Genomic DNA, 14,792 nt, shown 5'->3' with positions numbered 1-14,792 from the left:
CCGGGACTGCAGTCCATGCCGGTCAGACGGTGCGAAAAATTGCCACCGCCGAGACCAGCGAAATCAATGTCGCGAACCACAGATTCGAGATTTCAACTCCCTCCTCGCCGATCGGCAGCGTCGCGATCGGGTCGGAACCGACGAAGCCGATCCACAACAGGTGGATGACGGCCGCCGCGATCAGCGACAGGAACAGCCGGTCGCCGCGCGTGGTGGGAATGCGCAGGATGCCGATGCGTTCGGCTTCGGGATAAGCGACTGCGAGCCAAGTCATGGTGCCCAGCGTGAGTGCCAGCAGGCCGAAGAAGATCGCCGTCGGCGACGTCCAGGCCATCCATGCGATGTTTTCCATGACGACCTCCTAGACCCGGCCAAGCGCGAAACCGCGCGCGATGTAATTGCGGACGAACCAGATGACGAGCGCGCCGGGGATGATGGTCAGCACACCGGCGGCGGCGAGCAGGCCCCAATCCATGCCGGAGGCGGATACAGTGCGCGTCATGACCGCCGAGATCGGCTTGGCATTCACCGAGGTCAGCGTGCGCGCAAGCAGCAATTCGACCCAGGAGAACATGAAGCAGAAGAAGGCAGCGACGCCGATGCCCGACGCGATCAGCGGCACGAGAATCTTTACGAAGAACTTCGGAAACGAGTAGCCATCAAGAAACGCCGTCTCGTCGATCTCGCGCGGCACGCCGGACACGAATCCTTCGAGAATCCACACCGCCAGCGGAACGTTGAACAGGCAATGCGCGAGCGCCACGGCCCACGGCGTATCGAACAGGCCGATCGCCGAATAGAGATTGAAGAATGGCAGTGCAAACACCGCAGGCGGCGCCATCCGGTTCGACAGCAGCCAGAAGAACAGGTGCTTGTCGCCGAGGAAACGATAGCGCGAGAACGCGTAAGCTGCCGGCAGCGCGAAAGAGATCGACAGGATGGTGTTAATGATGACGTATTTCAGCGAATTGATGTAACCGGAATACCAGCTCTCATCGGTGAAGATCCGCGTGTAATTCTCCAGCGTCGGCTGGTGCGGCCACAGCGTCATGGTCGAGACGATCTCGCCATTGGTCTTGAAGCTCATATTCACGAGCCAGTAGATCGGCAGCAGCAAGAACACCAAAAACAGTAACAGGATAATGCGACGCCCAGGGATCGTATGCATCAGACCGCTCCCTCGCGCTTGGTGTGATCGACGCCGGCATTGGTCATCACGGTGTAGAATATCCAGCACACGATCAGCACGATGATGTTGTAGACCAGCGACAGCGCCGCAGCCTTGCCGAGATCGAACTGGCCGAGCGCGATCTTGACAAGCTCAATGGAGACGAAGGTGGTCGAATTGCCGGGGCCGCCGCCGGTGACCACGAAGGGCTCGGTATAGATCATGAAACTATCCATGAAACGCAACAGCACGCCGATCAGCAACACACGGTTGAGCTTCGGCAACTGGATCGCGCGAAACACCGCCCAGCGCGACGCGCCGTCGATCTGTGCCGCCTGATAATAAGCATCGGGGATCGATTTCAGGCCTGCGTAACACAGCAGCGCGACGAGGCTGGTCCAGTGCCAGACATCCATCACGATGACGGTGGCCCAGGCATCAAACTCGTTCGACACGTAATTATAGTCGATACCCATGTGGTTGAGCGTGTAGCCGAGCAGGCCAATGTCGGGCCGCCCGAAGATCTGCCAGATGGTGCCGACCACGTTCCATGGAATCAAAAGCGGCAGCGCGAGGATCACGAGGCAGGCTGCGACGCGCCAGCCGTCACGCGGCATCGACAACGCGACCAGAATGCCGAGTGGCACTTCGATGGCGAGGATGATCGCGGAGAAAGCCAGATTGCGCAGCAGGGACGCGTAGAAGCGCCCGCCGAGATCGCTGGACGGATCAAGCAGCTCCTTGAACCAGCCGACGCCGTTCCAGAAGAATTGGTTGTTGCCGAAGGTGTCCTGCACCGAATAGTTCACGACCGTCATCAGCGGCAGCACCGCGGAGAACGCCACGATGAGAAACACCGGCAGGACGAGGAACCAGGCTTTTTGATTGACGGTTTTGTCCATCATGCAACCCCTTCGACAAGGCGGCTGTCGGCGTAAACGTGCACCCGGCTGGGATCGAACACCAGCCCGACATCGCTCCCCGCAACAGAAAATCCCTGAGGGACGCGCGCGGCGAACTTGACGCCGCCGATGCGGACGCGCGCGAAACTGATGCGACCAAGATCGTCGACCCGCTCGACCTGCGCCAACAGCAAGCCCGGTGCGGGCGTCGCAACATGGACGAATTCGGGGCGAACGCCGATTTCGATTGTCGCGCCCGCTGGCAACTTGTCGTAGCTGCGCTGCAGCGCGATCACGTGCCCGCCGATACGCGCCTCGCGGCCGCTGACTTCGGCCGGCACGATATTCATGCCGGGCGAGCCGATGAAATAGCCGACGAATGTATGTGCGGGCTTGTCGAACAATTCCTGCGGCGTGCCGGACTGTACGACACGGCCGTCATGCATCACCACCACCGTATCGGCAAAGGTCAACGCTTCGGTTTGGTCGTGAGTTACATAGATCATCGTCAGATCCAGCGCGCGGTGCAGCGCCTTCAGCTTCGACCGCAATTCCCATTTCAGGGCGGGATCGATCACCGTCAGTGGTTCGTCGAACAGCACGGCGGCGACATCGGAGCGCACCAGACCGCGGCCGAGCGAGATCTTCTGCTTGGCATCGGGCGTTAGCCGCGTCGCCTTGCGACCCAGATAGGGCGTGAGATCGAGGAGTTCGCCGATCTCGGCGACACGTGCATCGATCTGCGCCTTCGGCACGCCGCGATTCTTCAGCGGAAAAGCGAGATTCTCGCCGACCGTCATGGTGTCGTAGATGACCGGAAACTGGAACACCTGCGCGATGTTGCGTTTCTGCGTCGACAGCGGCGTGATATCCTTGCCGTCGAACAGGATCTGCCCGCGCGTCGGCGTCACGATGCCGGAGATCAAATTGAGCAGCGTGGTCTTGCCGCAACCGGATGGGCCGAGCAGCGCATAGGCGCCGCCTTGCCGCCAGGTCATGGAGATCGGCTTCAGCGCGAATGATTCCGGGTCGGCATCATTGCCGCTGTAGGACTGCGCGAGATCGACGAGATCGATGCGGGCCATGTTACGCTCCCTGCGTGCTGTTGGGAGCGGCAACCAGACGGTCGCGGCCATCGAAGACGAACAGATTGGCGGGATCGAGCACGGCGTCGAGCATGTGGCCGGGCAGGAATTCATGCACGCCCTGCAGCACCGCAACCCAGTTCGATGCGTCGCGTTTCAGATGGACGAAGCTTTCCGACCCGGTGATTTCGGTCACGGTCACTTCCGCCGGAAACGCATGCCGTCCGGCGAGACCACTGGCGACTTCGAGCTGATGCGCGCGGAAGCCAACGCGATAGCTGCCGTCGGCGAGGTTTGCGTAGAGCCCGCTGGCGGGCGCTGTCGCGCCACCGGCATAGTGCACATTTCCGTTCTTCTTCTCGATCACCACCAGGTTAAGTGGCGGATCGGAGAACACTTCGGCGGCCTTGAGAGTCTCGGGATGGCGATAGACTTTGGAAGTCTGGCCGACCTGCAAAACCTGGCCTTCCCACAAACACACGGTGCTGCCGCCCAACAAAAGCGCTTCGGAGGGCTCCGTCGTCGCATAGACGAAAATCGCACCGGAGGCCTCGAAAATCTTCGGCAGTTCGGTGCGCAATTCCTCGCGCAGCTTGTAGTCGAGATTGGCGAGCGGCTCGTCGAGCAGCACGAGATCGGCACCCTTGACCAGCGCGCGGGCAATCGCCGTGCGCTGCTGCTGGCCCCCGGAGAGCTGCAGCGGCGTGCGCTTCAGATAGGGCTCAAGCTTGAGCAAGGCCGCAGCTTCGTGCACGCGGGTTTCGATCTCGGCTTTCGGCTTGCCCTGCACGCGCAGCGGCGAGGCGATATTCTCATAGACCGACAGCGAGGGGTAATTGATGAACTGCTGATAGACCATTGCCACCGAACGCTTGCGGATATCGACGCCGGTGACGTCCTTGCTATCGACCAACACGCGGCCTTGCGTTGGCTTGTCGAGCCCGGCCAGCAGCCGCATGATCGAGGTCTTGCCGGCCAGCGTTGGCCCGAGCAGCACGTTCAGCGTGCCCCTTTCCAGCGTCAGCGAGACGTCACGGATCGTCGTGACTCCATCAACCATCTGCGAGACGTGATCCAGTGCGACGCTCATGATCGCGCTCCCGCTTCACGCATCGGATTGGCGGGCTGCGCGCGATTAGCCTGCAGCCATTGATCGAGAGCCGCGATCTCTTCCTTCGACAGGCGCAGACCGAGTTTGGAACGGCGCCACACGATATCCTCGGCACTGACGGCCCATTCATGCGCCATGAGATAGCGCACTTCGCGCTCGGTCAGCGTTGCCCCAAAGGCCTGACCGAGATCGGCCGGCGACTTCGCGGTGCCCAGCATCTTCGCGGCGCGCGTGCCATAGGCATGCGCCAGCCGGTTGGCATGGGCCGGCGTCAGGAACGGATAGTCGCGCAACAATTCGGCGATCAGCGCATCGACCGCAGAGACATCGAAATCACCGCCAGGCAGCGTGGCATGGGCCGTCCAGCCTTCCTTGGCCTTGGTGCCCTTCAGATACGGCGCAAGCTTCTGCAAGGCTTCTTCGGCGAGACGACGATAGGTCGTGATCTTGCCACCATAAATCGACAGCAGCGGCAGGCCGCCGGGCAGATCGAGCTCGAACACATAGTCGCGCGTCGCCGCCTTGGCCTCGTTGGCGCCGTCGTCATAGAGCGGGCGCACGCCGGAATAGGTCCACACCACGTCTTCGGCCAGCACGGGCCTGGCGAGATATTCGCTGACCGACTTGCAGAGATAATTGATCTCGTCGGCAGAGATTCTCACATCGGCGGGATCGCCGTCATAATCGATATCGGTGGTACCGATCAGGGTGAAATCGTCCTGATAGGGAATCGCAAATACGATACGACCATCGGCATTCTGGAAGATGTAGGCGCGGTCGTGGCTGTAAAGTTTCGGCACCACGATATGCGAGCCCTGCACGAGGCGGACTTTCGCCTTCGCATTGACGCCGGCACCGACCGCCAGAACATTCTCGACCCACGGACCACCGGCATTGACCAGCGTGCGCGCACTGATGGTCGAGCGGTCGCCCGTCGCCGTATCCTGCACCGTGACCTGCCACATCCCGTCAGCCTGCCTGATCTCGGTTGCGCGCGTGCGCGTGCGGATCTCAGCGCCCCGATCGGCGGCATCACGCGCGGTGAGCACGACAAGGCGCGCATCATCTACCGAGCAGTCGGAATATTCAAAGCCACGCTTGAACCGGCCGGGCGCCAGCGGCTTGCCGGTCTCGTCGCGGGTGAGATCGAGTGTGCGCGTCGGGGGCAGAAGTTTACGGCCGCCGATATGGTCGTAGAGGAACAAGCCCAAGCGCAGCAGCCAGGCGGGCCGCAGACCGGCGTGATGCGGCAGCACGAAACGCAAGGGGCGGATGATATGCGGCGCGATCTGCCAGAGAACTTCGCGTTCCAGCAACGCGTGGCGCACCAGTTTGAAATCGTAATATTCGAGGTAGCGCAACCCGCCATGGATCAGCTTGGTCGACCAGGACGAGGTGCCGCTGGCCAGATCGTTCATCTCGCAAAGGAACACGGAATTGCCGCGGCCGACGGCGTCGCGGGCGATGCCGCAGCCGTTCACACCACCACCAATGATTGCGAGGTCGTAGATCTGACCCACCCCGTCTCCCCTCCTGCGCCACTTGTCTGGCGCCTTCCTTCGGACGCGCCATCTTCGCTTTCAGCGATTTGGCTTTCGTTTTCGATTAAACCACAACCTAAAACGAAAGCAACTGGCGTTTTCGGGGTCTGAACAGGCTCTAAAGCGGGGTCGGCTCGGGTTCCAGGTCGTCCGCATCGTCGGCGGAGCCCGGCAGGGCGGCGATCACTTGAACGCCCCGGCTCCGGCAGATCTCCTGCAAGGAGGGCGGCAGCGGGACGTCGGTCACGAAGGTCTGTATCTGGCTGATATGGGCGATGCGCACGGCCGCCGAGCGCCGCAGCTTGGTCGAATCGCAGACCAGCATGACACTGCGGGCATTGGCGATGATCGCCTGCGCCGCCTGCACCTCGCGATAGTCGAAGTCGAGCAGCGCGCCCTCCTCGTCGATCGCGGAGGCACCGATGATGGCGTAATCGACCTTGAATTGGCCGATCAGCTTGATCGCCGTGGAGCCGATCACCGCACCATCCGAGCGACGCACGGTACCGCCGGCGACAATTACCTCGATATGCGGGTGACGATAGAGCATCATCGCCACATTGAGATTGTTGGTGATGACCAGCAGGTTTTCGTGATTGGTCAGGGCGCTCGCGACTTCTTCCGTGGTGGTCCCGATATTGATGAACAGCGACGAGCCATTGGGAATCTGCGCCGCGGCAGCAACACCAATCGCCTTCTTTTCCTCGGCGGCCACGAATCGCCGCGCTTCATAAGCGAGGTTTTCCACGCCCGACGCGACGATGGCGCCGCCGTGGATACGCGTCAGCAGGCGCTGGTCGCAGAGATCGTTGAGATCCTTGCGGATGGTCTGTGCGGACACCTCGAAGCGGCGCACCAGATCATCGACCATCACGCGGCCAAAGGCGCGCGCGTGATTCAGGATTTCGGATTGGCGATGGGTCAGGCCAGCAGTCACAAGGGCACCTCGGAACGAACGGTTCCATGGTGCGGGTGTTAGCGGCAATGGTCAACGCATCACCGGCGCAGGCGCCATGCGCGTCGCCGCTGCGATGTCGTAAGAGAGTCGCCCTCTAGGGCGTCACAGCTGCTTGGATACCCTGCGCGAATTGAAAGGCAGCGCGTTCAGCTTCGCGCGCATTGCGAAACAGTTGGCCTTCCATCGGGTTGAAACGGTGAGACGCGGCGAAGAACCTGTACCCACCGGGATCGCGAACCACGATGCCGGCAGCCTGCGATGAGACTTCGATGATGTAAGTGTCTGACATGGCGGCCCCCTACGCGATAGGCGATGCATATTCCGGGCCACTAACTGCAGAGGAGGTATTTCGTTCCCGCCGGTGTTTAGAATTGCTCAGGTCGAGATCGTCGCATCCGGTCGTTTGATCACCTGCGGGCGCCCCACCTCGTCAATGGACACAAAGGTGAAATTGCCGTCGGTCACCAGGATCGGGGCGTTTTCATTGCGGCGAAGCACCCAGGCCTCGATATGCACGGTAAGTGACGTGCGGCCCATCCGCACCAGTTCCGCATGCACGGACACGACATCACCGACATGAACGGCCTTGCGGAAGGTCATTGCCTCGATGGCGACGGTGACCGTGCGCGTCTTCGCCACCTTGGCGGCAAAGATGCCGCCGCCAAGATCCATCTGGCTGAGCAGCCAGCCGCCAAAGATATCGCCATTGGCATTGGTATCCGCCGGCATCGCCACCGTGCGGATGGTGAGATCGCCGGTCGGTTCCGCATCCAGCCCCGTCACTGGCTGCGTCGTTGATTCAGTCATGAGCAAAGCCTGCCGCAAATTGAGTCATCATTTAAAGGTTTCCCAGCCGGCATCCGGCGCAAAGCGATCGCCGAACCGGGCCGCCAGCGTGCGCAGCGTGGCGGTGATATTCTCGGTTCCACGCGTCCGCGCATAGTTCAGCGGGCCGCCGCGGAACGGCGCATAGCCGGTGCCGAAGATCATTGCGCCATCGACCACATCGGGGTTGTCAACGATGCCTTCGCGCAGACAGGCGACGCAGACATTGGACATCGGCAGCACTAGGCGATCGATCATCTCCTGCGTCGGACGGGCCGTTGCGACCGCGCTGGAGCTCTTCTCGGCCTTGCCGTCGCGCCACGTATAGAAGCCCTTGCCGGTCTTCTTGCCGAGCTCGCCCTTGTTGACCTTCTCGCGCAGCCAGGCCGGCGTCGGCGGCAGCAGGTCGCCAAACTTGGAGCGCAGCATGTCGCCTACGGCAAGGCAGATGTCGAGCCCGACCTGATCGGCCAGCTCGATCGGTCCCATCGGCATGCCGAACTGTTCGGCGGCGGCGTCGATGGTTTCCTTGTCGACTTTCTCCTCCATCAGCATCATCGCCTCGAGCATGTAGGGCGTGAGCGCGCGATTGACGAGGAAACCCGGCGAACTCTTCACCGGCAGCGGTAGGCGATCAATTGCGCCGACGAAAGCCGTGGCCTTCTTCAGCATATCCTGATCCACACCGTCATGGCTGACGACTTCGACCAGTTGCAGGCGGGACACCGGGTTGAAGAAGTGCAGGCCGAGCAGCCGCTCCGGCCGCGCCAGTGTGCTGCGCAGATCCTGCAGGGGAATGCTCGATGTATTGGTGGCGAGGATCGCATCCGGCTTCATGCGCGGCTCAATGCCGGCATAGACCTTCTGCTTCAGTTCGAGCTTCTCCGACACCGCCTCGATGATGAGGTCGGCATTGCGTACGCCCTCGCCGTCCATATCGGGGATCAGGCGATCCAGCGTATCACGCTGATCGGTGCGCTTGCGGATGATCTTGCTGTAGAGATCGGCGGCGCGCTTGATGGCGCCCGCGATAGGTTCAGGTTTCATGTCGGCGAGCGTGACACGGATGTCCTGATGCGCGCACCACGCCGCGATGTCGCCGCCCATGGCGCCGGCGCCGATGACATGGACATGCTTGATCGTGTTGCCGTCACCGGCGAGCTTCTTCATCTGCTCGCGCAAAAAGAAAACGCGGATCAGGTTCTGCGCCGTCGCCGTCACCATCAGCCGGGCGAAGGACGCCTTCTCGGCATTGAGCATCGCCGCACGGTCACCGCCATGCTTCTCCCACAGCTCGATCAACGCATAGGGCGCGGGATAATGTTCGCGCGGCGCAGCCTTCGAGGCTTCGGCGACCATGCGCGAGGCGAGAATGCCACGCACCGGCGAGAAGTTCATGATCGGGATCAGCGCACTCGGCTTGGCGCGCTTGAGCTTGCCGAACACCGCATCGCGCACGGCGTTACGGACATGGCGTTCCTCAGTCACCGCATCGACAAGGCCGATCGCTTTCGCCTTGCGTGCGTCGATGGTCTTGCCGGTCAGCATCAGCGGCATCGCCTGCATCGGGTTGACCAGATGCGTGAAGCGCGCTGTGCCGCCCAAACCTGGATGCAGGCCGAGCATGACTTCCGGAAAACCGAAGCGCGCACCATCGATGGCGATGCGCATCTGGCAAGCCAATGCCACTTCGAGGCCTCCGCCCAGGCAGAAACCGTGAATGACGGCCACCGTCGGGATCTTCAGCGCCTCGAAGCGATCGATCACCGCGTGAGCGCGGCTGATCTGCGTTTCCACTTCCAATGGGTCGCTGGCGCCGCGAAATTCATTGACGTCGGCGCCGGCAATGAAGCCGGACGTTTTGGCCGAACGAACCACGATGCCAGTCGGGCGCTGAGCTTCCAGCGCGTTCAGTACCTGATCGAATTCTTCCAGCACCACAGCTGACAGCGTATTGGCGCTCGCATCGGCGCGGTCAAACAACAGCCACGCGATGCCATCGGCATCGCGCGTCAGCTTGAAGTGGCGATAAGCGCCAGATGTGTCGGGAGCCGGCCCGAGTTCGAGCACGCGATCCCCAAGAACGTCCATGATCTTGCTGTCCATGACGCCCTCACACCGTCTCGATCAACATCGCGCCACCGAGGCCGCCGCCGATACATTCGGTAGCGATACCCCGCTTGGTGCCAAGCCGCTTCATCGCATTGACGAGATGCAGCACAATACGGTTGCCAGACGTGCCAACGGGATGGCCGAGGCTGATCGCACCACCATCGACATTGAGCCTGGCACGATCGATCTCGCCGGCGGCGCCATCGAGGCCGAGCACCTCGCGGCAAAATTTCTCGTCCTTCCACGCGGCGAGACAGCCGAGCACCTGCGTGGCGAAGGCTTCGTTGAGCTCCCAGGTCTCGATGTCCTGAATCGTCATGCTGTTGCGCTTCAACAGATCGTTCGACGACAACACCGGACCGAGCCCCATGATCGACGGATCGAGCGCAGACCACTGGCTGTCGACGATCACCGCCTTCGGCGTAAGACCATGTTTCACCACCGCTTCTTCGGACGCAAGGACCGTCCATGACGCACCATCGGTGATCTGCGAGGAATTGCCCGCGGTGACCTGCCCCCACGGACGTTCGAATACCGGCTTCAGTGTCGCGAGCTTGTCGACCGACGAATCCGCGCGGACGCCGTCATCGTGGTCGTAGAAATTGCCCTTACGGTCGAAGGCGGTCTCAACCTCGCCTTTCAGCCAGCCCTGTTCCTGCGCATGCGCAAGGCGCTTGTGGCTTTCGACGGCATAGGCATCGGCCTGCGCACGCGTGATGCCGAACAGATGCCCGACCTTCTCGGCGGTCTGGCCCATATTGAGGTCGGTGATCGGATCGGTGAGACCGCGCTCAAGGCCGATGATCGGCTTGAAATAAGCCGGCCGGGCCTTGGCGATCGCCGCCACCTTGCCGAGCACACCCTTGGCCATGGCAAGCCCGGCGAACCAGCGCACGCCGTTCTGCGGCCAGACCAGCGGCGCATGGCTGAGCGCTTCGGCGCCGCCAGCGAGGATCAGATCGGCATTGCCTTCGCGGATGTAGCGATAGCCGGTGTCGATCGACTGCATGCCGGAGCCACAATTGATCTGCACGGTGAAGGCCACCATCGCCTCGCCCATACCGAGCCGAAGTGCTGCGACGCGCGCCGGGTTCATCTCATCCGCGATGACATTGACGCAGCCGAGGATCACCTGATCGAAGGCATCGGGCGCAAATGGCTGCCGTGCCAGCAGCGGGCGGCCGCATTGAACGGCAAGATCGACAGGGGTGAACGGGCCGGGGCCGCTGCGCGCCTTCAGGAACGGCGTGCGGCTGCCGTCGACGATATAGACTGGTCTTGTCATGAAAGTCTTGCCATCAGCTTGCTGCCCGCTGCTCACCAAGTTCCTGGAAGAACTGGTGCACGTTATCGGACTTCTTATAGCCGGGCGACAGCTCTTCCGGCGCGAAGTGATCGACCTCGATCACCAGCTTGACGGCTTCCTGCGCAGCGGCGAGCTTTTCGCCCTCGGCCTGAGTGATGACGCCCTGCGTCACTGCATCCTTCCAGTTCTTGAGCTTCGCCGTCCGAATGCGCTTGGCAATATCGTCACTCGATGTCACCAGTTTGAACGCCTTCTCAAGCCGCGCGAGACCGCGGTCATCATCCACATGCGACAGATCCGGCGTCAGGCGATCGCGCGTCGCCGACGGCTCCAGGATCATCTGCGCGCAGCGATGCACCACGCGGTCCGAAGGCCCGAGCACCGATGCACCATATGGCTGCACGATGAATTTGAGGATGCCGGCGACAAAGCGGTTCGGCAGGTTGGCCAGAATCTCCGCAAAGCGGTTCTCGATGGTCTTGAAGCCGGACGCCATACACCATTCAAGCGCCGGCAGGTCGTCCTGCTGGCGGCCTTCGTCCTCCCAGCGCTTCAGCGCAGCCGAGAGCAGATAAAGCTCGGAGAGAATATCGCCGAACCGCGCCGACAGCATTTCCTTGCGCTTCAACGCTCCGCCCAGCGTCAGCAACGCCATGTCGGCGCACAATGCGAAGGCCGAGGAATAACGCGAGAGCTGGCGATAGAAATGTGTGGCATCGCCGGCATCCGGCGCAGGCGCGAATACGCCACCGGTCCAGCAGCGGCCCCAGGCGCGGAACAGCGTGGTGACGCTATGGCCGATATGTTTCCAGAACGCAGTGTCGAAGGCCTCTAAGCCCTTCGCCTTGTCGGGATCGCCGAGCGCATTCATTTCCTGCAGCAGATAAGGATGCGCGCGGATGGCGCCCTGCCCGAACACGATGAGATTGCGCGTCAGGATGTTGGCACCTTCCACCGTGATGCCGACCGGCACCGCGCGATAGAGATTGCCCATATAATTCTGCGGTCCGTCGATCACAGCCTTGCCGCCATGGATGTCCATGGCATCATCGATGGCCAGGCGCATACGCTCGGTGGCATGCAGCTTCATGATGCCGGAGATAACCGCGGGATGATGGCCTTGATTGAGCGCCGCCGAGGTCAGGCGCCGTGCGGCATCGAGCAGATAGGCCGTGCCGGCGATGCGGGCGAGCGGCTCCTCGATGCCTTCGAACTTGCTGATCGAAATGTTGAACTGTTCGCGGATGCGGGCATAGGCACCAGTGGTGCGCGCGGCATAGGCGGCACCGGCCGCAGACAGGGACGGCAATGAGATGCCACGGCCGGCGGCGAGCGCCGACATCAGCATCTTCCAACCCTGACCAAGCCGCTCCTGACCGCCGATGATGTAGTCGAGCGGGATGAAAACGTCGCGGCCCCAGTTCGGGCCGTTCTGGAACACCTGCATCGACGGTAGATGGCGCTGGCCGATCTCGACGCCCGGAAGATCATGCGGGATCAGCGCAACCGTGATGCCAAGCTCATCCTGAGAGCCCACGAGGTGATCGGGGTCATAGGCCTTGAAGGCGAGACCGATCAGCGTCGCGACCGGGCCGAGCGTGATGTAGCGCTTGTGCCAGTTGAGGCGCAGGCCCAGAACCTCCTGGCCTTCGAACGTGCCCTTGCAGATGATGCCGCTGTCGGTCATCGAGGCCGCGTCCGAGCCCGCTTCCGGGCTGGTGAGGCCGAAACAGGGAATGTCGCGTCCATCGGCAAGGCGCGGCAGCCAGCGCTGGCGCTGCGCGTCGGTGCCGAACTTCATCAGCAGTTCGCCGGGGCCGAGCGAGTTGGGCACCATCACGGTGACGGCGGCGACCACCGACCGCGACGAAATTTTGCGCACCACTTCCGAATGCGCATAAGGCGAGAAGCCGAGACCTCCGAATTCCTTCGGAATGATCATGCCGAAGAACTTTTCGCGCTTGATGAACTCCCAGACGTCCGGCGGCAGATCGCGCAATTCCCAATTGATCTTCCAGTCGTCGATCATCTCGCAGAGACGATCGACAGGTCCGGTCATGAAGGCCTGTTCTTCGTCGGTCAGTGTGGCCGGCTTGACGGCGAGCAGCTTGGCCCAGTCCGGATTGCCGGTGAACAGATCCACATCCCACCAGACGTCGCCGGCTTCCAGCGCCTCGCGCTCGGTATCCGACATTTTCGGTAGCACGCCCTTGGCCCAGCCAAAGATCGGCTTGGTGAGATAATCACGGCGCAAGCTGGACGAGCTCATGGAGGCTTCCTCTCAATCGAGACGACCAGCAGTCCGGGCGGACCACGGGCGCCAAAAGGCAGACGCTCTTAGCGGGACGGTGTCGGTGTCACCTTAGCTTTCGCATTGAAATTCAAGCGAAATTTGACAGCATCGAGCCATCATTAACGACAGGATACCGCAACGGTTCCCGAAAGGCGATTTCCCGCCGCGTGACCAGTGGTCGCGCGACCGAAATGCCGGAAGAATAGCCGGCCTCAGTCCGGCCGGTTCATCTCGAACATGGCGTCCTGCTTGATGTGGAAATAGTCGCCGCGGCGGCCGGCGCGCAGGATCGGGCCAGCCAATGCAGTCTGATAGACGCCGTCCACAATCAGGGTCTTGTCGATATGCACGGCGACGACCTCACCCATGGTGAGGAAGGCGTTGGCCGAGGCACCGTTCGCGCCCTTGAGTTCGATGATCTGGGTCACCTTGCATTCGAAAGCGACCCGGCTCTCGCCGACACGAGGTACGTTCACCAGCTTGCTCGGCACCGGCGTCAGGCCGGCGATCTCGAATTCATCGACTTCCGGGCCGACATGCGCCGCCGTGGCATTCATCTGCTTGGCCAGATCCATGGTGGCCAAATTCCAGACGAATTCCTTCGTCGCCTGCATGTTGCGGGCGGAGTCCTTGATCCCGATGCTGGAAAAGCCGATCAGCGGCGGCGTGTAGTTGAAGGCGTTGAAGAAGCTGTATGGCGCCAGATTAACGTGGCCATTGGCATCCCGGGAGGAGACCCACCCGATCGGACGCGGACCGATGATGGCATTGAAGGGATCGTGCTTGAGGCCGTGGCCGTTGACGGGCTCGTAAGAATGCAGATCGAATGCGGTCACGCGGAAGATCCCCTGAATTGACGTCAGAGAGATCGTCTAGCCCCGCGGGGCCAACCCGGCAAGAACGAAGTCGATCATCTGGTCCAGGGTCGGGCCAGGTTTCGTCGCACATTGCGCGATCATCTGCGGGTGAAAGAAGCGCATCATGGCGGTGCAGGCGCACATGGCTGCCAATTCGACGTCCGGAGCCTGAAACTCACCCTTGGCAGCACCGTCCGCGATGACACCGCCGATGGTAACGGTGATGCGCTCCATATGAGCAGTGCAGACATCCCAACTCTCTTCCATGGCGATGGCGACCATCTCATGCAGCTTGGCATCGCCGACATAGCGTTCGGCATTCATCTCATGGATCGACGTCAGCAGTTCGCGGAGCCGCGCGGCGGCCGGCTGCGGATTTTCAGCAATCGCTCCAGCGGCCTCTTCAACTTCCCCCATCAACCGCTGCGCCACAGCCGCGATGATCGACTTCTTCGAATCGAAGAAACGATAGACGTTCGCCGGTGACATCCGCAGCACCTTCGCGATGTCGGCGACGGTGGTCTTCTGGTAGCCGATTTCACGAAACAGCTTTTCCGCGACCACAACGATGCGGCCCCGCATATCGGCTTCGACGTGTTCAGAAATCAGAGTCATCTCGGATAACAGTCTTTAG

At 61.8% G+C, this 14,792-nt stretch carries 14 protein-coding genes; all 14 read right to left on the bottom strand.

Annotated elements, in window-relative coordinates:
- Positions 1–22: 22 nt before the first annotated feature.
- The gene (locus AB8B02_RS28990) at positions 23–352 is read right to left on the bottom strand and encodes a DUF2160 domain-containing protein (protein ID WP_439065859.1); all 330 of its coding nucleotides are present in this window, start codon (positions 350–352) and stop codon (positions 23–25) included.
- A gap of 9 nt (positions 353–361) precedes the next feature.
- Positions 362–1,168 carry a carbohydrate ABC transporter permease gene (locus tag AB8B02_RS28985; RefSeq protein WP_120288339.1) on the bottom strand — a complete coding sequence of 269 codons (807 nt, stop codon included), beginning with the start codon at positions 1,166–1,168 and terminating at the stop codon, positions 362–364.
- Complete coding sequence (locus tag AB8B02_RS28980; RefSeq protein ID WP_068733714.1) at positions 1,168–2,070, bottom strand: carbohydrate ABC transporter permease; 903 nt, start codon at positions 2,068–2,070, stop codon at positions 1,168–1,170. The genes AB8B02_RS28985 and AB8B02_RS28980 overlap by 1 nt, the downstream gene beginning before the upstream one ends.
- Entirely contained in the window at positions 2,070–3,155 is a 1,086-nt protein-coding gene (locus tag AB8B02_RS28975) for an ABC transporter ATP-binding protein (protein ID WP_439065858.1), read from the bottom strand. Before AB8B02_RS28975 ends, AB8B02_RS28980 begins: the two co-directional genes overlap by 1 nt.
- 1 nt (position 3,156) lies before the next feature.
- Positions 3,157–4,245, bottom strand: coding sequence for an ABC transporter ATP-binding protein (locus tag AB8B02_RS28970; protein ID WP_120288337.1), 1,089 nt, complete (start codon positions 4,243–4,245; stop codon positions 3,157–3,159).
- Positions 4,242–5,786: a glycerol-3-phosphate dehydrogenase gene (gene glpD, locus AB8B02_RS28965; RefSeq protein ID WP_439065857.1), complete on the bottom strand. Its 1,545-nt coding sequence runs from the start codon at positions 5,784–5,786 to the stop codon at positions 4,242–4,244. The genes AB8B02_RS28970 and glpD overlap by 4 nt, the downstream gene beginning before the upstream one ends.
- Before the next feature lie 139 nt (positions 5,787–5,925).
- A complete protein-coding gene (locus tag AB8B02_RS28960) occupies positions 5,926–6,744 on the bottom strand; it encodes a DeoR/GlpR family DNA-binding transcription regulator (protein WP_231078170.1) in 819 nt (272 codons plus the stop codon).
- 115 nt (positions 6,745–6,859) lie between these two features.
- Positions 6,860–7,054: a hypothetical protein gene (locus tag AB8B02_RS28955; RefSeq protein WP_093759633.1), complete on the bottom strand. Its 195-nt coding sequence runs from the start codon at positions 7,052–7,054 to the stop codon at positions 6,860–6,862.
- Positions 7,055–7,140: 86 nt separating this feature from the next.
- Positions 7,141–7,572 carry an acyl-CoA thioesterase gene (locus AB8B02_RS28950; RefSeq protein WP_120288335.1) on the bottom strand — a complete coding sequence of 144 codons (432 nt, stop codon included), beginning with the start codon at positions 7,570–7,572 and terminating at the stop codon, positions 7,141–7,143.
- A gap of 27 nt (positions 7,573–7,599) precedes the next feature.
- On the bottom strand, positions 7,600–9,696 hold the full coding sequence (locus AB8B02_RS28945) for a 3-hydroxyacyl-CoA dehydrogenase NAD-binding domain-containing protein (protein WP_439065856.1): 2,097 nt from the start codon (positions 9,694–9,696) through the stop codon (positions 7,600–7,602).
- Positions 9,697–9,703: 7 nt separating this feature from the next.
- Entirely contained in the window at positions 9,704–10,987 is a 1,284-nt protein-coding gene (locus AB8B02_RS28940) for an acetyl-CoA C-acetyltransferase (protein WP_120289093.1), read from the bottom strand.
- Between the two features lie 13 nt (positions 10,988–11,000).
- Positions 11,001–13,277: an acyl-CoA dehydrogenase gene (locus AB8B02_RS28935; protein ID WP_439065855.1), complete on the bottom strand. Its 2,277-nt coding sequence runs from the start codon at positions 13,275–13,277 to the stop codon at positions 11,001–11,003.
- A 236-nt stretch (positions 13,278–13,513) separates the two neighbouring features.
- The gene (locus AB8B02_RS28930) at positions 13,514–14,137 is read right to left on the bottom strand and encodes a flavin reductase family protein (RefSeq protein WP_439062100.1); all 624 of its coding nucleotides are present in this window, start codon (positions 14,135–14,137) and stop codon (positions 13,514–13,516) included.
- 36 nt (positions 14,138–14,173) lie between these two features.
- Positions 14,174–14,773, bottom strand: a complete 600-nt coding sequence (locus tag AB8B02_RS28925) for a TetR/AcrR family transcriptional regulator (RefSeq protein ID WP_093759638.1) — start codon at positions 14,771–14,773, stop codon at positions 14,174–14,176.
- Positions 14,774–14,792: the final 19 nt, after the last annotated feature.

It is taken from the genome of Tardiphaga sp. 862_B3_N4_1 (assembly GCF_051811085.1).
Lineage (GTDB): Bacteria > Pseudomonadota > Alphaproteobacteria > Rhizobiales > Xanthobacteraceae > Tardiphaga > Tardiphaga robiniae.
The sequence above is the reverse complement of the archived record's forward strand: the minus strand, read 5'-3'. Positions and strand labels throughout refer to the sequence as shown.